At 70.1% G+C, this 18,185-nt stretch carries 13 protein-coding genes; 2 read left to right on the top strand and 11 right to left on the bottom strand.

Going from position 1 to position 18,185, the window contains the following annotated elements; all coding sequences use genetic code 11:
• Positions 1-71: 71 nt before the first annotated feature.
• The 4 genes from J9315_RS01915 to J9315_RS01900 are packed head-to-tail and all read right to left on the bottom strand — an operon-like array spanning position 72 to position 7,379.
• A complete protein-coding gene (locus tag J9315_RS01915; RefSeq protein WP_198499800.1) occupies positions 72-1,439 on the bottom strand; it encodes a DUF3322 and DUF2220 domain-containing protein in 1,368 nt (455 codons plus the stop codon).
• A gap of 50 nt (positions 1,440-1,489) precedes the next feature.
• A complete protein-coding gene (locus tag J9315_RS01910) occupies positions 1,490-5,122 on the bottom strand; it encodes an ATP-binding protein (RefSeq protein ID WP_198499801.1) in 3,633 nt (1,210 codons plus the stop codon).
• The gene (locus tag J9315_RS01905; protein ID WP_232623730.1) at positions 5,119-5,919 is read right to left on the bottom strand and encodes a DUF4194 domain-containing protein; all 801 of its coding nucleotides are present in this window, start codon (positions 5,917-5,919) and stop codon (positions 5,119-5,121) included. Before J9315_RS01905 ends, J9315_RS01910 begins: the two co-directional genes overlap by 4 nt.
• Positions 5,916-7,379, bottom strand: a complete 1,464-nt coding sequence (locus J9315_RS01900) for a DUF3375 domain-containing protein (protein ID WP_198499802.1) — start codon at positions 7,377-7,379, stop codon at positions 5,916-5,918. The genes J9315_RS01905 and J9315_RS01900 overlap by 4 nt, the downstream gene beginning before the upstream one ends.
• A gap of 155 nt (positions 7,380-7,534) precedes the next feature.
• Between J9315_RS01900 and J9315_RS01895 the strand changes: the two genes are divergently transcribed.
• Positions 7,535-8,521 carry an asparaginase gene (locus tag J9315_RS01895; protein WP_198499803.1) on the top strand — a complete coding sequence of 329 codons (987 nt, stop codon included), beginning with the start codon at positions 7,535-7,537 and terminating at the stop codon, positions 8,519-8,521.
• Positions 8,522-8,558: 37 nt separating this feature from the next.
• Here J9315_RS01895 and J9315_RS01890 read toward each other — a convergent pair whose 3' ends face one another.
• Together J9315_RS01890 and J9315_RS01885 are read right to left on the bottom strand one after the other, a co-directional pair.
• On the bottom strand, positions 8,559-9,581 hold the full coding sequence (locus tag J9315_RS01890; RefSeq protein WP_198499804.1) for an NADP-dependent oxidoreductase: 1,023 nt from the start codon (positions 9,579-9,581) through the stop codon (positions 8,559-8,561).
• Between the two features lie 15 nt (positions 9,582-9,596).
• Positions 9,597-10,544, bottom strand: a complete 948-nt coding sequence (locus J9315_RS01885) for a DUF402 domain-containing protein (protein WP_198499805.1) — start codon at positions 10,542-10,544, stop codon at positions 9,597-9,599.
• 173 nt (positions 10,545-10,717) lie between these two features.
• Here J9315_RS01885 and J9315_RS01880 point away from each other — a divergent pair, with 173 nt between their 5' ends.
• Positions 10,718-11,626, top strand: a complete 909-nt coding sequence (locus J9315_RS01880; RefSeq protein ID WP_198499806.1) for an amidohydrolase family protein — start codon at positions 10,718-10,720, stop codon at positions 11,624-11,626.
• A gap of 87 nt (positions 11,627-11,713) precedes the next feature.
• On the opposite strand, the gene J9315_RS01875 is transcribed toward J9315_RS01880, so the two are convergent.
• The 5 genes from J9315_RS01875 to J9315_RS01855 form a co-directional block, all read right to left on the bottom strand.
• On the bottom strand, positions 11,714-12,457 hold the full coding sequence (locus J9315_RS01875; protein WP_198499807.1) for an SDR family oxidoreductase: 744 nt from the start codon (positions 12,455-12,457) through the stop codon (positions 11,714-11,716).
• Positions 12,458-12,547: 90 nt separating this feature from the next.
• Positions 12,548-13,528 carry a DUF4097 family beta strand repeat-containing protein gene (locus J9315_RS01870; RefSeq protein ID WP_198499808.1) on the bottom strand — a complete coding sequence of 327 codons (981 nt, stop codon included), beginning with the start codon at positions 13,526-13,528 and terminating at the stop codon, positions 12,548-12,550.
• A gap of 1 nt (position 13,529) precedes the next feature.
• Positions 13,530-14,174 (bottom strand): response regulator transcription factor, encoded by a 645-nt coding sequence (locus tag J9315_RS01865; RefSeq protein ID WP_137824472.1) that lies wholly within the window; start codon positions 14,172-14,174, stop codon positions 13,530-13,532.
• Positions 14,162-16,126, bottom strand: coding sequence for a sensor histidine kinase (locus J9315_RS01860; RefSeq protein ID WP_198499809.1), 1,965 nt, complete (start codon positions 16,124-16,126; stop codon positions 14,162-14,164). Before J9315_RS01860 ends, J9315_RS01865 begins: the two co-directional genes overlap by 13 nt.
• 628 nt (positions 16,127-16,754) lie before the next feature.
• Positions 16,755-18,104 (bottom strand): haloacid dehalogenase-like hydrolase, encoded by a 1,350-nt coding sequence (locus tag J9315_RS01855; RefSeq protein ID WP_198499810.1) that lies wholly within the window; start codon positions 18,102-18,104, stop codon positions 16,755-16,757.
• Positions 18,105-18,185: the final 81 nt, after the last annotated feature.

Raw genomic sequence — 18,185 nt, 5'->3', positions numbered from 1 at the left:
CGCGACGTCAGAATCATTCAGGCAGGGGCCAAGTGAACAACGACCACGGCAGGCAGCACCTCAGCGCCGACTCAGCGCAGCGCCGCGTCGACTGCGGCGAGCGCCGTGTCCCAGGGGATCCGCTCCTGCTCGAGTCGCACATCCCCTTCGCTGCGCAGCCGGTCGAGCGCCCGCCGCTCCGACCCGGTGAGGCCGGACAGACGCCCGCGATGCGGCGTCGGCTCCCGCACCCACAGATCGCGGTAGGCCAGCAGCGTGCCCTCGTCCATGAGCAGCGATTCCACCGCGGGCAGATGCGCCCGCAGGCGGTTGAGGATCGCGAATCCGTGCGAGTCGAGATCGCCCCAGTAGATGACCCTCGCCGAGGCGGCCCATCCCAACCGCGCCACGACTCCGACCGTGTAGCCGGATCCGTGGATCGCGACTGTGCCCGGGCGATCGGGCAGTGCGAGCACCGATTCGAGGTTCTCGACGATGAGCACGGTCCGGGGCCGCAGGTTCAGCTGGGCCAGCTGGTCGACCGGTGCGGCGAGGTCGCGCAGCGGTCCGAGCGCCATCGCCGGGTCGAGGAGGCGCAGGCGCACATTCGCCTCGGCGTCGAGGATGTCGAGCCCACCCGGGGCACCGGCCAGCGAGAGCAGCGCGCGGACGAGCCCCCGGTGCGTGCCGAACCATTTCGAGTCGACGCCGCGGATCGGCAGCTGTCGGGGGCGCATCGTGCCGAGCGGATTCTCCGCAAGCCAGCTGACGACATCGATGACCTGGGCGAACTCGCCGTCACCGAGGTCGAGGAGCCGCTTGGCCAGCGATCTCACGACCGCCGTGAACTCTCCCGCAGACACCGTGAACCCAGACGGATCCCCCGCGCCTCGGTCCGCCACCACACCCGCAGCCGCGACCCGGTCCCGCCCCGCCGTCACCCCGGCGCCCCCGGACGCAGGGTCGCCGTCGCCGCCCGGAACAGTGGAGTGCGCGGTCGCCCTCGGCCACCGCTGTCGGATCTCGCGCACCCGCGCCGAGAGCCGCCGCCAGTCACGCTCTGCACTTCCGCTGACGAACGCCGCGACATCGTCCGGCGTCGGGAACCGCACCCGCACCGGCACGTCCTGTCTGCCCACGGACTTCCACGCGCGGGACTGCCAGTCGAGGTCGAGAGGGAGATCGGCCGCGGCGGCCCGCCACGACCGCACCCACGCTTCGGCGCCGGCGAGGTCGCGCAAGACCTGATTCTCGGTCGGCGGCTTGAGCCCGAGCTCGAACGCCGGTGAGCCGACCTCCGCCTCGGCGGGGCGTCCGCTATGGGCATGGTCGACCTCGGCGGGGCGGACACCAAGGGCACCGTCGGCCTCGGCGAGCATCGCCTGCTCCCCCGCCCACTGGCCCATCCGGGTGCGCAGGCGCTTCTCGGCGAGCCGGCGCGCCTCGGCGACATCGATCATGGCCTCACCCTACCGAGCGCTGTCCGCACCTCACCGCGCGCGGCTCTCCCCTATCGACTGCCGTCCCCGTCGTCTCCGGTCGGGACGGCCTCGGCTGTCGTCATCGCCTCCGCCGTCGAGAGGGCCTCCGCTGCCGCGACAGTCTCCGCAGACTCGCCGGCCTCCGAGCTGCCACCCGATCCCACCGTCGCACCGGACTCGACGAGGACAGGGGCGCCCGCCCCCGCCTCGGCGCCGGAATCAGCACCACCAGAAACATCCGTCCCGGCAGCCCCGTCACCAGCGGCTTTCCCACCAGCACCGTCCCCATCGGTCTCCCACACCATGTTCGCGACGACGGACTTCGCGCGGGTGGGATTGTCGATCGCCGCGGCGGCGCCGACGTAGGGCTCGATCGTCTGGAGGAGCTTCTGCGGGGTGGCGAGCACCATGTGGAAGCCGAACTCGACGAAGATGTTGAGCGCCATCCGCGTGTAGCGCGAATCCGCCTTGTCGAAGGCCTCGTCGAGGATGATCGTGCCGTACTTCGCGACCGGTTCGTCGGGGTCGGCGAGCTGGTAGCGCAGGGCCGCGGCGAGGCAGAAGACGACGAGCTTCTGCTGCTGCCCACCCGACATCGCCGCCCCGGAATCGTACGTCGCCTGCGGGGTGCCGTCGCGGTCGAGCTCCTCGGCGAGGAACGTCACGTGCAGACGCGTGTCGAGGCACTGGGTGCGCCACACGCGGTCGATGTGCTCGCTCGAGGCGAACCGGCGCATGATGTCGGCGAGCAGCTCGTACTTCATCTCCGCCGTCTCGAGGTCCTCATCGCCCCAGCTGCCCTCGGAGATCGTCGCGAGATCGCGCATGAACGCCTTGACCGTCTCGCTCCGCCGGGTCTTGACGCGCAGGTGGAGGAAGCGGTCCGTGTCGAACTCCGACCGCTGCAGCGAGGCGTTGACCGGGTCGACGCGGTCCTGGATCTCCCGCGGCGCCCCGAGGATCTCCCCGCGCAGCTCGCCGATGAGATCCCGCGAGCGCTTCCGCAGCAGGTCGAGGAACCGTCCTTCGTGTTCGGGCAGACCGTGGGCCTGGATCTCGGCGAGCATGTCGAGGAAGCCCTGCCGGTCCTCGACGTCGGAGGTGAGGTTCGCCGAGGCGGACGGCCAGGCCGCTTGGAACTGCGCGGCCAGCCGGGTGACGTCCTGCCCGGCCCCGGTCGCACGGTCCGCGGCGGCGTCCCGTTCGTCCTGCAGCCGGGTCATGACGGCCTGTCCGACGTCGCCGAGGATGTCGCGGGTGATCTTGCGCCTGACCGCGCGGAACCGCTCCTCGAGCGCCGTGCTCACGGCCGCTGACACCTCCGGGTACTCGCCGGCCGCGATCGCCTCCCGCAGGGCCTCGGCCGCAGCGGCGAGACCGTCGCGGGTGGCGCGGGCAGTGCGCAGCCGGAAGCTCACGTCGTCGGCGCGGGCGCGCGCGTCGTCGAGGGCGGTCTCCGCCTCGTCGCGGGCGCGGTTGGCGGCCTGGAGGTCGCTATCGCCGGCCATGAGCTCGTCGAGGCGCGCCTGGAGGGTGTCGATCTCCTTCTGCACTCCGTCGGCGTCGACGTCGCGCCACGTCTGCCGGCGGACTCCGGCGAGGAGGCCCCGGCGTTCGTTCGCCTTCGCGACGTCCGCCTCGGCGGTCTCGACGATCGTGCGCACGGCCTGCAGGTCCGCCTCGGCGGCCTTGAGTTCGTCGATGAGGGCTTCGAGCTTCGCATCCCGGTCCCCGAGCACCCACTGCGAGCGGTCGTCGATGCGGCGCCGGTCGTCCTTCTCGTACCGGGTCCGGGAGGTCTTGATCTGCCCGTTGATCGTCACGGCCTTGACGTGGTCGTCCATTTCGGACAGGTGGTCGACGCATGCGTAGTCGTAGCGCTCCGACAGTGCCCAGCTCACCCACTCGCCAACCCCGGTCTCTGCCACTCGCACCCGGTTGACCAGGGAGATCGCGCTCTTCGCGGGGCGCGGGGAGGCAGCGGTCTGCGGCACTACCTCGAACACGAGGCGGGTCGTGATCCGGTGGGAGTCGACCCAGGACCGGACCGTTCCGAGGTGGTCGGAGCGGACGAGGAGCGTGAGCGCGAGCGGTCGGAGCACGCGTTCGATCGCCCCCGTCCACGCGGCGTGTTCGGGTCTGACCTCGATGAGCTCGGCACCGAAGGGCAGGGCGGATTCGGGCAGGCCGACCGCCTCGGCGAGCATCGTGCGCACCTCGAGGAGATGTCCGGGCACGGTGGTGCCGCTGCGGCGCAGGGCGGTGATCGCGGCTTCGGCGGCGGCGACGCGGGCGCGGGCCTTCGAGAACCGGTCGTGGTCGGCGTGGCTCGGGCCCGCCGGGGCCTCTGATCCGTCGAGGATGCGTGCGATCTCAGCCTGGAGTTCGGCGAACTCGGCCGCGGTCGTCGGGGCGTCGTCGATGCCCGCCTCGCTCAGCTGCGTGCGCAGGGACGCCCAGCGGTTCTTCGCGGTCCGGCGGGTCTCCTCCCCGGCGCGGATCTTCTCGTGGAGGAACGCGGTCTCCGACCCGCCGAGTTCGAGGGCGGCGCGTTCGGCGCGCTTGAGGTCGTCGGCGGCGGCGCGCAGGGTGCGGTCGGCGTCGTCGGCCTCGGCGTCGAGGGTGGCGATGCGCTCGTCGAGGGTCGAGCGCTCGGCGTCGAGGAGGTCGAGCTCCCGTCGCTTCTGGAAGGGGATGACGCTCGCGGCGAGTTCGCGCACCTCGGCGACGGCGGCGTGCGCGGTGTCGTACCTCGTCGCCGCGTCCCGCAGGTCGAGGAGGTGATCGCGCTGGTGGCGGAGCTGGACGACGTGTTCGTGGGCGTCCTTGAGGTCGCCGAACTCGTCGACGGCGGTGTCGGCGAGGGCGAAGGTCGCCGGGGGTTCGAGCATGTGCTCGCGGAAGAGCTGGTCGAGGCTGTCGAGGTGCTTGGCCGACTGCGTCTTGTGGAGGAGCTGGAGCGCGGATTCGTGTTCGATGTCGAAGAGTGAGCGCATCCGGGCGTAGAACCGGCCGTGGGCGCCGTTCGAGGTGATGACGGCATCGGGGTGGGCGGCCTTGAGCGCCCGGGTCTGGATCCCGCCGAGCGCGTATTCCTGCAGGTCAGCCAGGTCGATGCCGGAGCGGTCGAGGAGGCAGAGGTCGGAGACGTCGGAGTTCTTCGTCCCGCTGCCCTTGACGAAGAACAGGCGGGCGAGCGTCACCGGCGGGTCGATCTCGTTCTCGAAGCGCAGGACGATGCCGCTCCACGTCGCATGCGGGCGCAGATAGCGGCTGACGACGCGGTCCTCCTCGGCGTCGGTCATCCGCGTCCACGCCCCGCGGACGTAGCTGATGATGCTCCGCTGCTCGGTCCGGGCGCCCGCGGTCTGGGCGGCGACGTTGAAGCGCAGCCATTTGTCGGGTGTGAGCACCGAGGCGATCGCATCGAGCAGCGACGACTTCCCCGAACCGGAGGGTCCGGTGATGAGCTGGCCCTGCCGGGAGACGGGGATCGTGTGGATCTCCCCGTCGAAGGTGCCCCAGTTCGCGAGCTGGATCCGGCTGAGCCGCCACTGCCCCGACAGCGCGGCGGTGACCTCGGCGTCGGGTTCGGGGACGCCGTCGAAGACGGAGCCGCGGGCGTCCTCGGGCAGGATCGAGAGGAGGTCGGTCTCGTTCATTCCGCATCCTCCTCGGTGGTGGTATCGGTGGGTGTGCGGTCGGGATCCGGCACGTCGCTGTCGGAGTCGGGCCCATCCTCGCCGAGGTTGTCCCCGGTTCCCGTGTCACCGACAAGATCGTCGACCTCGGCATTGTCACCGTCGTCTCCGGCGGCGATGCGCCGGTACGTGGCGGTGAGTTCGCGGACGCGGTCCTCGTCGATGAGGAAGCGGACCATCGGGGAGATCTCGAAGCGCTCGTCACCGACCTTGTGGAGGACGCGCAAACGGTTCGACATCCGCGCCCAGGCGCCGTTGAGGTTGCGGAGGAACGTCGACTCGTCGCCGGTGCGGTAGATCATCAGGGAGTCGTAGACCTCGTCCTTGCCGACGATGACGCGGCGTTCGCCGGGGGCGGCGAGGAGGAGTTGGCGGAGGACGAGGAGCATCGCGGTGTCGATGAAGGTGAGCCGTTCGCTGCGGACCGCGCTGGGGACGTCGATCTCCTCGGTGACGACCTTGCGGGTGAACGCGAATTCGTCGACGGGGTCGATGACGAGGTCGAGGAAGAGTTCGTGGAGGCGTGAGCGCACGCTCGTCTCGTCGGCGATGAGGGCGGCCCACAGGCCGGGGTTCTGGGCGCCGGAGACGTAGGGGCCTTTGAGGAGTTCGAGGAGGACGCGGCGGGTGCGTTCGTGGAGGACACCGGTGTCACCGGACCACAGACCGGTGCCGGCGGACCGGTCATCGAGCGGCTGCTCGTCGGGGTCGAGATCGGCACGAGGCAGATCGTCCTGACGCAGATCGTCCTGGCTCAAACGGGGATCTCCTTCGTGAAGAGGCAGCGGTGGGTGGCCGCGCGGCGGGGCACACCGTCGGTGCCGGTCCAGGTGAGGACGTCGGCGGTGGTGGGGTCGACGGTGCCGTGGGTGGTGGCGAGCGAGAGCAGCCCGACGACGCTCGCCAGACCCTGGCTGGCGGGGAAGCGGTCGAGCACCTCGGCGACGGTGATGTCGGTGGCACCGGCCAGGGCGGTGTTGACGTTGTCGGTGAGTTCGGTGAAGTCGATCTCGGATTCGCGGGCGACGCGGATGAGCTCGCCGAGGTCGACGGTCGATTCGCCGGCGGCGCTCAGGGCGACGCCGGCGTCGAATTCGTCGGGGTCGTGCAGCGTGACCTCGCCGAGCGAGGCGATCGGCACGGTCGAGAGGTCGAGGGCGACCCCGGAGTCCGCATAGGGTTTGCGCTGCTGGGCGGCGGGCACCGCCTCGGCGAGGGCGTCCTGGAGGAGGGTGCGCATGACGCGGTCGCGCTGGAACTCGTGGGAGTGGACGTAGCGGCGCAGGCCGCGGGCGAAGTCGGACAGTGCGCTGTGAACTTCGCGGCTGCCGTCCTTCATATCGCGCATGAGTCCGCGCAGGGTGCGTCGGGTGGCCAGCGGCAGGGCGCGGGCGAAGTCGCGGTCGAGGATCGCCGAGACGTCGTCGTCGAAGGCCGAGGACTGTTCGGGGTCGCGGACGAGCCCGGAGAACGCGGTGAAGGTGCGGCCCTCGTCGGAGGATTCGATGAGGTCGACGCCGCGGAAGATGTCGTCGAGGACGTGGGTCTGGGCGTCCTCGGAGCTGAGGATGCTCGTGCGCAGGTCGTGGTTGAGCTCTTCGAAGCGGGCGCGGACGCGGGCGAAGTCGGCGGGCAGGCCCTGGGCTTGGCCGAGGATGTCGCTGACCCTCTCACCTGCGCGTCTGCGGTCGAGCGTGGTCGACATCGCGTCGCCGCGGCGGACGCGGGCGATCTCGGCGTCGATGCGGTCGCGTTGGGCTTCGAGGGAGCGCAGGCGCCGTGAGGTGTCGGGATCGGTGTCGATGGCGAGCTGTCGGACGGCCTGGGCGAGGGCGACGAGGCGGGATTCGGTGGCCGTGCGGGGCGGGGTGCGCAGCTGTTCGAGGATGCGGATCGCGTCGAACCCGGCCGCGGAGAGTTCGTAGGTCTCACCGCGGGCACCGGTCGCGGGGCGGCGGATGATGATGTCGGCCCGGCGCCAGTCGTCGCAGTAGGCCTTCGCCGTGCGGGTGCCGAGGTCGAAGTGATCGCGCAGCTCCTCGAGGTCGGCGTCGATCGCCTCGTGGACGTCGTCGGTGGACAGACGGCTGCCCGGGCTGCCGAGGAGTCCGCCTAAGGTCGCGGCCATGATCGCGAGGTTGTCGGCCCGCAGCATGCGCAGGGTCGCGTTGTCGTCGATGAGGCGACGGAACGCGAGCGCGGAGGACAGAGCGGACATGGCCTCCATTGTCCCGCGCGGCGCCGAGGCGGGGAAATCGGGGCAGGGTCGCGGTCGCCCTCCCCAGCGCTTCCCCGAGGTGGATCGCGCTCGAGTTTCGCCTCGACATCGAGCGCGATCCACCTCGGGGCGCGTGCCTCGTTAGACTCGGGGGCATGCCTGAGTCTCCTCATCTGCTCGTCGCCGCGCTCGGCGGCACCATCGCCTCGACCGCTGACGGCAGCGGCGGAGTGGCCCCCGCACTCAGCGGTGCGGAGATCGCCGCGGCCGCGGGTCTCGATGAGATCTGGCCGGATCTGCGCACGGATTTCACGCAGGTCGCGCAGGTCTCGAGCGCGAACGTCACCCTGGAGATGCTCCTCGACGTTGCGCACCTCGCCCGGGAGACCGAGGCGCACGGCATCGTCCTCACGCAGGGCACGGACACCCTCGAGGAGAGTGCCTTCGCGCTGTCGCTGCTCAATGACTCAGGGGTGCCGATCGCCGTCACCGGGGCGATGCGCAATCCGACCCTGCCCGGTGCCGATGGTCCCGCGAATGTCCGGTCCGCGGCGCTGACGGCGCTGTCCCCGCAGGCGCGGCACCTGCCGGTGACGCTCGTGTTCAACGACGAGATCCACGATCCCCGGCATGTCCGCAAGGCGCATGTGTCGTCAACGGCGGCGTTCTCGTCCGGTCCGGTGCTCGGCGCGATCGGGTGGATCAGTGAGGACGTCGTCCGCGTCCCCCATGCCCCAGCCGTGCTCACCTCGCCGTTCGCCCGGCGGGAGCGCCCCGAGGCGATCGCCCCGGTCGCGCTCGTCGAGGTGGGGATGGGTGAGCCCGCGGAGACTTTTGCCCACCTCGCCGAGGCGGGGTTCGCCGGCGCGGTCATCGCCGGGGTCGGCGGTGGTCACGTGGCCGAGCATCTCGTGCCCGCGGTCACCCGCCTCGGCGCGCAGATGCCCGTCGTCCTCGCCTCCCGACCGGGGGCGGGGGCGAGCCTCACCCGCACGTACGGCTACGTCGGCGGGGAGATCGGTCTGCTCGAGGCCGGTCTCCTGCCGGCGGGCGTCCTCGATGCGAGGAAGGCCCGGATCGCGCTGACCTTGGCGCTGAGCTTCGGCCTCGATCCCGCCGAGGTGTTCGCGCAGTTCCGGTGAGGTGTTCGCCCGAGCCTGGGCCTCCGACGACGAACCCTTACTCCCGCTCCCCCACCGCGACGACCATCTTGCCGAAGTTGCCGCCGGTGAGGAGTTCGTTGAAGTACTCGGGTGCGCGGTCGAGGCCGGACCGGATGTCCTCGCGGTAGCGGATCCTGCCCTCCTGGATCCACGTGCTCATGTCGTGGAGGAACTGCTCGCCGAGGCGGTCGACGAACTCCGACTGGATGAATCCGCGGAACGTCAGCGACTTCCGGAGGATCGCTCCCATGAGCAGACCCGTGCGGTCGGGGCCCGGCGGGAGCTCGGTGAGGTTGTACGAGGAGACGAGACCGCACACGGGCACACGCGCGAACGGGTTGAGCAGTGGCACGACCGCTTCGAGGACCTTGCCGCCGACGTTCTCGAAGTAGACGTCGATGCCCTGGGGCACCGCCTCGGCGAGCTCCTCCTTGAAGTTCGGGGAACGGTGGTCGAGGACGATGTCGAAGCCGAGCTCCTTGAGGTGGTTGACCTTCGCGGGTCCGCCGGCGATGCCCACCGAGGTGGCCCCGACGATCTTCGCGATCTGCCCGACGACCGACCCGACGGGTCCGGTCGCGGCGGCCACGGCCACGGTCTCGCCGGGTTTCGGCATGCCGATCTCGAGCAGACCCGCATAGGCGGTGAACCCGGGCATGCCGAGCACCCCGAGGGCGGTGCTGATCGGCGCGATCTCAGGGTCGATCCGGCGCAACTGCGACGCCGGTTCGATCGAGTACTCCTGCCATCCACCGTAGCCGAGGACGATGTCACCGGGTTCGAAGTCCGGCGACTGCGACTCGACGACCTCGGAGACCGTCGCCCCGACCATCACCTCGCCGAGCTCGACGGGCTTCGCGTACGACTTCGCATCCGACATCCGTCCGCGCATGTACGGGTCGAGCGAGAGATAGAGGGTCCGCAGCAGCACCTGGCCCTCGCCGGGGGACTCGACCGGCACCTCGTCGTGGAGGAAGTTCTCGGCCGTCGGGGCGCCCACGGGGCGCGAGTTGAGGCGGATGCGGTGGTTCGTCGCCATGTCAGTTCAGTCCTCTCATCGGCTGTTCGGTCTCCTGTAACAACCGCTCGGTATCCGCTGATGTTCCCGCTGACCAGGAGAAATTGTGCTCGCCGAGGCGGTCGACTCCCCAGTTGAGGCAGCTGACTCCCCCGCCTGTTCAGCCGGGTCCACCGCCGAGGCGGTCGGCGCCGGCCCGAGCCGAAGCGTCGCCGGGTGCTCGGTCGGTCCGAATCCGGCGAGGTCGAGCGCGAGATCGGCCCACCGCGGGTCGAAGGCCCACCGGAACTCCTCGAGACGGTCGAGGACGAGTGCGCCGTTGGCCCGGACGATGTCCGACCACTGCGGCGGCCAGTACCCGTAGGCGCCCGCCGCGGCGATCTCGTGGACGTCCTTGAACACCGCGCCCCGCGGGTTGAGGCTGCCGTCGGGCAGGTGGAGCGGTTCGCTCGCGACGGGGAACGTGATGTCGAGGATGAGATCGCACGTATAGACCGCCTCGGCGGTGCGGCGATGCGTCGTCTCGAGGTTGACGTACCACTCGACGCGCGGCGGATTCGGGGCCGATGGCATCGCGGCGGTCGCCTCGGCGGGTTTGACGAGCATCCACACGGAGAAGGGAACGTTCGGCGGCGCGAGCTTGAGCACGCCGTGACCCTGCCAGCGGGCGGGGATCATGATGCGTTCGGGGGCCTGTCCGCGGGGGCGGAAGCGGACGTCGAGCGGGACGTCGTGGGCGCTCATGCCCTCCCAGCCGACGAGACCGGTGTCGACGACCTCGGTGCCGCCGGGCATCCACAGAATCGCACCGTTCGGGCCGTCGTCGATGACGCGCATCGGGCGGCGCACCTCGACATGGTCGAGGTCGTAATCGAAGCGCCGGTACGTCCAGGTCACAGCCTGACCGGGCGTCCAGAACGGAGGTTCGCCGAGGCGCGCGGCCGTGCCGGGGACCGTGATCTCGAACGGGTCGGTGAACTCCATAGCCGCAGTCTAGGGTCGCTCACTGCGCGCATCCTGGGGATGGGATTCGGCCGCCCCCCGCATCGCATCGGTCCCGCCCAGTGTCGGTACCGCACAGTGTCGTCCTCGCATCGTGTCAGTACCGCACAGTGTCGGTCCCGCGCCGTGTCGGTACCGCACAGTAGGGTGGGGGCATGATCGCACCACCCCGCAGCGACGCGGAGATCCCGACCTACGTCGAGGCGCTCGGGCTGCCCGGGCTCGCCGACATCCATGTGCACTTCCTCCCGCAGAACGTCCTCGACAAGGTGTGGTCGTACTTCGACGACGCCGAGGCGAACTACGGCCGGCCGTGGCCGATCCACTACCGCTTCGACTCGGACACCCGCCTGCGGATCCTCCGCGACCTCGGCCTCCACGCGATTCCCGCGCTCACCTACCCGCACCGGCCGGGCATGGCCGCGTGGCTCAACGACTGGAACCGCGACTTCGCCGCCGCCCACCACGACGTCATCCACTGTGCGACTCTCTTCGCCGAGCCCGAATCCGCCGACTACGTCCCCGCCGCGCTCGCATCCGGGGCGCGGCTGTTCAAGGTCCACGTCCAGGTCGGCGGGTTCGCCCCCGATGATCGAGTCCTCGATCCCGCGTGGGCGGCGCTGTCCGAGGCGCAGGTGCCCATCGTCATCCACGCCGGGTCCGAACCGCTGCCGGGAGCCTTCACCGGCCCCGAGGCGATCGCGCGGGTGCTCGAGCGCTTCCCCGCGCTCAACTTCGTCATCGCCCACATGGGCATGCCCGAATACGAGGCGTTCGCGGATCTCGCCGAGGCCTACAGCGGCGTCCACCTCGACACGACGATGTACGTCTCCGGGTTCTTCTCCTCTCCCGCCGAGGTGACCCCCTCCTTCCGGGAGCGCCTGATCTCCCTGCAGGACAAGGTCGTCCTCGGCTCGGACTTCCCGAACATCCCGTATCCGTACGCGGATCAGGTCTCAGGGCTGGCCGGGCTCGACCTCGGCGACGAGTGGATGCGCGCGGTGCTCTGGGACAACGGCGCGCGCCTCCTCGGGCTCACGCAGCGGGTGCCCGGCGAGCGCTGACTCAGCCGTCGCGGGGCACACGGTCGGCGCCGACGACGCCGTGCGGGCCGGGTCAGGCCCGGGATCGCCTCGGCGGGCCGGACGAGTTCACCGCATCGTCAGCCACTCGTCGACGGTCACGGCCGACAGCCTCGGTGCGGGCGGGATGAGTCCGTCACCGGAGCTCGCCCCGGGCACGGGAACGGGGACGACCCGCCGCGGGCGGCGACCGGAGGCGTCGGCGCGGGCGATCTTCGCGGCGATCGCGGCGAGATCGCTGATCTCGGGGCCGGCGACCTCGACCGTGCCGCGCTCTCCGGCCTCGATCGCCTCGGCCATCAGCCGGGCGGCTTCGTCGGCGGCCAGCGCCCGCACCCGCATCTTCGGGGTGAAGATGACGCGACCGACGCTCACCGAGGTCGTCTCCGCGAGCTCGTACCACTGGGCGGAGCGGAACATGAGGAGCTGGTCGGCGGGCACGAGCCGGCGGTACACGCGTTCCTGCAGGTCCTTGCCCTGGTAGTAGGCGAAGAGCTTCGACTCGGCGATCTCGGGGCGGAACGCGATCGACAGGCACACCATCGCCGCGCCGGGGTTCTCGGCGGCGGCCAACGCGATCGAGCGGGCGCTGCGGGAGAAGAAGTCGAGGGCTCGGTGCCGGTTGTTCGTCATGAGGTTGACGGCATCGACGAGGACGTCGCTGCCGACGGCCGCCTCGGTGACGCCCTCACCGGTGTACGTGTCGACGCCGATCCCGCGATGGGCCGCGATCACCGAGTGCCCCTGAGCCCGCAGGCGTGAGACGAGCCGCGACCCGAATGTGCCGGTGGCTCCGTAGACCGTGACCTGCATGTGCCCGTCCTTCCGCCCGAGGCGCTCCCGGCCTCGGGCTTCCTCAGCCCAGTTCCGACAGCCCGGTTCCGGTTGCCCGGTTCCGGCTGTCTAGTTCTGCTCGATCGAGATCGCTCCGGTGTCCGCGGACACCGTGACCGGGATGATCGCCTTGCCCTCGGCATCCGGCGAGTTCTTCGCGGCCTCGTACTTCTCGAGGTCCTTCGCGATGTCGACGCTGCCGTTGTTCGACTTCGCATTGATCCGGTAGAAGAGGTCCTTGACCTCCTCGCCGCCGGATCCCTCGCCGCCGTTCGCAGCCTCGGCGGTCATGTTCTCCTTGACGAGGTCGAGGCGGGGCAGCTGCAGGTCGATCTTGCCCTCTTCCGCATTGAGGCTGATGCCGGCGGTCGGCACCGTCTCGGCGGCGAGCTCAACGTCGATCGCGCCGGTCGTCGTCGTGGCGTCGAGGCGGTCGCGGACCCGCAGGTCGGAGCCGTCGACGGTGCCGACCTCGGACTTCGCCTCGATCGTGCCGTACGTGCCCTTGAACTCCGTCTGACCCCACTCGGTCGACGTCTGCACGCGGTCGAAGGTGCCGTTGAGCTCGATCGATCCGGCGTCGGTGTTCGCCGTGACTTCGTTGAACTCACCGGTGACAGCGACGGTGCCGAGGCCGCCGGCGAAGTCGAGGTTCGTCTCCGGGGACGTCGCGGTCGGCACGGTGAGCACGAGGCGGGCGTTCTCGAACGTCGGCTTGTCGTCGATCGAGATGACGGACTTGCCGTTGATCTCATCGACCTGCAGCTGGGGGACGTTGTCGCGGGGGCCGGTGCCGGTCAGTGCGACCGTCGGCGCTGCCACGTCCTCGGTGCGCACGACGACGGCGGCCCCGGTGTCGAGGTCGAAGCGGACATCGGTGGTCCCGACGGGCAGGTCCTCGCTCGACTCGACCTTCGTGTAGTTGAGCCGGGATGCCCCGTAGGCGACGCTCGCGACGACGGGGATGAGGAGGGCGATGACGGCCGCGATGATGAGGACGGCGCGCAGACCTGTGCGGGCCGAGGGGCTGACGAGGACGGTGGCTGGCATTCTAGGCTCCGAGGAATGTGAGGACGGCGAGGACGCGACGGTTGTCCGAGGTGTCCGCGGTGAGGCCGAACTTGGTGAAGATCGAGCTGATGTGCTTCTCGACGGCGCCGGCGCTGAGGAAGAGGGTGCCGGCGATCGCGGCGTTGGACTTGCCCTCGGCCATGAGCTGGAGGACTTCGAGTTCGCGGGGGCTCAGGGTCGAGAGCCCGTCGGTCTTGCGGGTGCGCACGAGGATCTGGGAGACGACCTCCGGATCGAGGACGGTGCCGCCGGAGGCGACCTCGTCGACGGCGCCGAGGAAGTCCTCGACATCGGCGACCCGGTCCTTGAGCAGGTAGCCGAACCCGCCGGTGTTCTCGGCGATGAGCTCGGAGGCGTACTGCTCTTCGACGTACTGGCTGAAGACGAGGACCTTGACGTCGGGGTTCTGCTTGCGGATGAGCACCGCGGCGCGGATGCCCTCATCGGTGAACGTCGGAGGCATGCGCACGTCGATGACAGCGAGGTCGGGCGGCGTCGTGTTGACGGCGGCGAGGAGTTCGTTCGCATCGGCGACGGCCGCGATGACGTCGTGTCCGGCGTCGACGAGGAGTCGTTCGAGTCCGGCCCTGAGGATGGCTGAGTCTTCGGCGATCACGATGCGCATGGCACCTCCACAACGATGGTAGTCGGCCCACCTGCGGGGCTGGTCAGGTTCAGTGTCCCACGGGCGGCCTCGACCCGGTCGACGAGACCGGCGATGCCCGTGTGCCGACCCGAGCGGTCGACTCGGGCCCCGCCGTGACCGTTGTCGGTGACGACGATCTGGACTCCCGCCTCGGTGGGGGTGATGAGGACCTTCGCCGAGGTGGCTCCCGAGTGCTTGGCGATGTTCGTCAGGCATTCGGCGACGACGAAGTAGGCGACGGCCTCGGCTTCGCGTTCGATCCGCCCGCCCAGCCGGACGTCGACGTCGACGGGGATCGGCGAGCGGCCGGCGAGCGCGGAGACGGCGGCGTCGAGACCGCGGTCGGTGAGCACGGCGGGGTGGATGCCGCGGGCGAGCTGGCGGAGTTCGCCGACGATGCCCTTCGCCTCGGCGTGGGCTTCGGAGATGAGCTCCTTGGCGCGTTCGGGGTCGGAGTCGATCTTCGACTTCGCCAGGCCCAGGGTCATCGTCAGGGCGACGAGGCGGGGCTGCGCGCCGTCGTGGAGGTCGCGTTCGATGCGGAGGCGTTCGGCCGAGGCGGCATCGATCCCGGCCATGCGCGCCCGGTCGAGTTCGGTGACCTCCGCCTGGAGGGCGGCGGTGCGGGCCGGCGGCAGCAGACTGCGGTCGAGCGCCCGGTCGAGGTAGGGGGTGAACCAGAGGATCGCGAGCGAGGAGGCGAGGACGATGAGCGCCCCGATCGTCAGACCGATGCGGCCGAGGCCGCCGGTGGGACCGCCGAGGAAGAAGGTCTCGACTCCGTCGGGGTTGATCGCGGCGAAGACCGCGGTGATCGAGGCGGAGATGCCGGCGAAGGTGCCGCCGATGACGACGAGTCCGAGCAGCATCTTGACGTAGTGGTGGGCGGTCGAGCGCCAGAAGGATCCGGAGGAGACGAGCAGCCAGCGGTTGTGGAGGAAGCGCGTGAACCCGGAGTCGCGGTCGCTGCGGGGGATCTTCGGCACGGGGATGCGGTCCCCGTAGACGAGTTCGGCGCGGTAGCGTTCGAAGACGTTGGCGACCTGTTGGACGAGGACCCATACGACGAGGGCGAGCACACCGAGGCCGAGGGCGAAGATGCCGCCGATGCCGGTGAAGAGGAGGCCGAGCGGGATCCAGGCCCAGATGATCGCCATGACCGCTGACAGGATGACGTTGGCGACTCCGACGACCCCGACGGGGCGCTTGGGCCATTCGACGGGTCCGTCTGCGGGGATCTCCGTGACGTCGGTGCGGGTCAGCGGCATCGAACCGGTGACCGGCACGTACTCGAGCGGCGCGGTGCGGGTCCGCTTCCGCCGAGGCGGCCTCTGGGGCTGCATCGGCTGTTGGGACTGCATCGGCGGCTGTCCTCCCGGCAGCGGCTGCGCATGGTGCGGGTAGCGCACGGCCTGGCGGGGTTCGCGCGGCTGTGGCTGCGGGGTCTGCGACGTTTGGCCCTGCGGATGGTGCGGGGGCTGGGGGCCGACGGCGTGGAGCGGGCTCCCGGAGGCCATCGGCTCGTGGTACGTCTGCGCGGGGGTGCCGTAGACCTGCGTCTGCGGGTACTGGGCCGTCGGCTCCGGAATCGGTCCGGCTGCGCCACCGAGAACCTGTCCCTGCGGGTAGGCACGAGTGTGCGGGTATTCCTGAGTGTGACCGTCCGTCCACCCGTATTGCGCGGTCGGCGCCGCGAAGGGAACGTCGAGGTCGAGCGGGGTGGTGCGGAACTGTCCGGCCTCGGTGGCCAACGGCGCTGCGGTCTGCGCCTCCGCCGGAGGTGCAGTCGGTGCCGGCGGCGGGCCGCTGGCAGGTGTGTGCACCTGTGCGTCATGCGCCGAGGCGCCGTCGCCGCGGGTGCGCTGGTCCTCAGCGCGGTCGGGGCCGGTCGGCTCCGAGTCCTGCGGATGCTCGGGGGTCTTCTCACTCATACCGAATACGCTACGCGTCGCCGATGTCGGGCAACAGCACGTTGACCACCCACCGCACCTCGGGTTTTCCCCCGGGCTCGACCTCACCGTCGGCCGCGGACCCGAGCATCTCCTCCGACCCGCACGGCTCTTATTCTCCCGTCACCAGAGGAATCCCCAGGACGTTCTGGACAGAATCCCGGCGCGAAAATCTGTCCAGAACGACCTGAACTCGGTCGCGGCCAGCCCAGCACGCCCGGCCGCCCCGCGCACTGACGCAGTGGAGCGACAAATACGCGCTGAACCGACACCTACGCGCCGAACCGACGCTTCCGGTGCCCCGCGCCGCCGTTCTCCGGACGCAGAGTGTCGATCATCGAGTCCGAAATCGACACTCTGCGTCCGCGACTCCGGCAGAGGCACTGGGAGACATGTTTCTTGCGGGCGCATCCTGAAGGCATCCAATCGTGCGCTGGAAACCTCAACCCGCCACGGTGATCCTGACCAGAACGACCCGAAGTTCGCCAGCCGGGGCGCGACGGGAGACTCAGACGTTCTCGAGGACCGTCACCGAGGCGCGCGGTGTGCTGAGGTCACCGAGAACACTGCGCAGGGCCCGGATCACCGCAGGGATATCGACCGAGCGCCGTCAGTACACCGAGTCCTTCTGATCCGGTATGACGTTGCCGTCGGCGTCTTTCAGCGGGCCCTGAGTGCCGTCGGTTTCGATGCGCCCCGACGTCGAGCACGGGTAGACGTCCTTCTGCTGCGGCTCGGGAGCGATGAACATCGGATTGACGATCCATTTGCCGTCGACGTTGGCGTACGCGTTGCACATCAGCTCCGTCTTGTTGCGGTTGATCGCCAGACGCAGGCCGGTGGCGTCGCCGACGAAGGTGACGTCGGTGTCCGAGTCTCCGGCGGCGAAGACCTGACGCTGCGCCTCGGGGGCGGGCTCGAATGCCTGGGCTGAGGGGATGCCCAACAGCTGCTCGTTGATGAAGCAGCGCTTGCCCTCGATGTAGGGCATCGCGGCCGCATCACCGCCGCACGAGGCGAGCGTGCTCGTGAGCTTGCCGCCCTCCTCGAGGGTCTGCACCCCGGTGACCTGATCGGCGTCGACCCCGACCTCGGAGGCCCAGATCCTCACGGCCGGCTGCGATGACGCCGAGACGATGCGCACGTCGAAACCGGCGTCCTGCAGGGTGGTGATGAGGTCCTTGATCTGCGGGTAGATGCGCACCCATCCGGTCACCTCGGTGCCGCCGACCTCGTTCATCGTGCCCTCGGCGGCATCGAGGTTCTCCTTCTTCGCCGCGGTGACGTACTCGGTCACCTGCTGCGGCGTCAGGCCTTCGAGCAGCTGCGCGGCGAAGGCGTAGGCCGGTTCGATCCGGCGGGCGTCGAACCCCTCATAGGCAGCGGCCTTGTCCGTCGTCTCTCCCTCGGAGTACACCGAGAGGATCTCCGCGGCGCAGTCCTCGCCGGCCTTCTCGCCGGTCGGCAGCGGGGCGCCCGGGTCGGCGAGGTCACCGCAGACCTCGTTGAGCCTGCCTGTCGCCTCGTCCGTGAGGTAGTCGCTCATCGTCGCCCAGTCCCGGCCCGCAGGCTGGAGCACCTTGCTGTTGCGCAGCATCCAGAACGTCGTCGCATCGCCGATGTCGTTCTTGACCACGGTGTTGTCCCAGTCGAACACCGCCATCGGCCGCACCCCTCCCTCCGGGGTGGCTCCGTCGCACGTGGCGTTCGCGTCGATCATCTCCTGGAGCCGCTGCGCATTGTCCCCGTACCACCCGTCGGCGACCCCCAGCTGCGCGCAGCTGCCGTCGCCGGACTCCTCCGGCGCGCTCCCTGCATCGCCGGCGGCACATGCCGAGGCGCCGAGGAGGAGCGCAGCGAGAAGGACGCCTGCGGCCGCACCCCGCTTCGGTCGGACCGTCCTGCGGTGGCTGTCTCTGACTCCGAGGTGCTTGATCGTCGTGCCCATGTTCATCCCCATCGATTCATTGGATCACTTTCAGACCTTTGGCCGGGGATCAATCTAATGGGGCCGCGACGACAGCGTCAAGGGTGTCGTCGG

Source organism: Brevibacterium sp. W7.2 (assembly GCF_018137945.1).
In the GTDB taxonomy this organism is placed as follows: Bacteria; Actinomycetota; Actinomycetes; order Actinomycetales; family Brevibacteriaceae; genus Brevibacterium; species Brevibacterium sanguinis.
The sequence above is the reverse complement of the archived record's forward strand: the minus strand, read 5'-3'. Positions and strand labels throughout refer to the sequence as shown.

Excerpts from the sequence above, each read along its gene's own strand:
- J9315_RS01915 (WP_198499800.1), bottom strand. The coding sequence starts at position 1,439 with ATGATCGATGTCGCCGAGGCGCGCCGGCTCGCCGAGAAGCGCCTGCGC.
- J9315_RS01910 (WP_198499801.1), bottom strand. The coding sequence starts at position 5,122 with ATGAACGAGACCGACCTCCTCTCGATCCTGCCCGAGGACGCCCGCGGC.
- J9315_RS01900 (WP_198499802.1), bottom strand. The coding sequence starts at position 7,379 with ATGTCCGCTCTGTCCTCCGCGCTCGCGTTCCGTCGCCTCATCGACGAC.
- J9315_RS01895 (WP_198499803.1), top strand. The coding sequence starts at position 7,535 with ATGCCTGAGTCTCCTCATCTGCTCGTCGCCGCGCTCGGCGGCACCATC.
- J9315_RS01890 (WP_198499804.1), bottom strand. The coding sequence starts at position 9,581 with ATGGCGACGAACCACCGCATCCGCCTCAACTCGCGCCCCGTGGGCGCC.
- J9315_RS01885 (WP_198499805.1), bottom strand. The coding sequence starts at position 10,544 with ATGGAGTTCACCGACCCGTTCGAGATCACGGTCCCCGGCACGGCCGCG.
- J9315_RS01880 (WP_198499806.1), top strand. The coding sequence starts at position 10,718 with ATGATCGCACCACCCCGCAGCGACGCGGAGATCCCGACCTACGTCGAG.
- J9315_RS01875 (WP_198499807.1), bottom strand. The coding sequence starts at position 12,457 with ATGCAGGTCACGGTCTACGGAGCCACCGGCACATTCGGGTCGCGGCTC.
- J9315_RS01870 (WP_198499808.1), bottom strand. The coding sequence starts at position 13,528 with ATGCCAGCCACCGTCCTCGTCAGCCCCTCGGCCCGCACAGGTCTGCGC.
- J9315_RS01865 (WP_137824472.1), bottom strand. The coding sequence starts at position 14,174 with ATGCGCATCGTGATCGCCGAAGACTCAGCCATCCTCAGGGCCGGACTC.
- J9315_RS01860 (WP_198499809.1), bottom strand. The coding sequence starts at position 16,126 with ATGAGTGAGAAGACCCCCGAGCATCCGCAGGACTCGGAGCCGACCGGC.
- J9315_RS01855 (WP_198499810.1), bottom strand. The coding sequence starts at position 18,104 with ATGGGGATGAACATGGGCACGACGATCAAGCACCTCGGAGTCAGAGAC.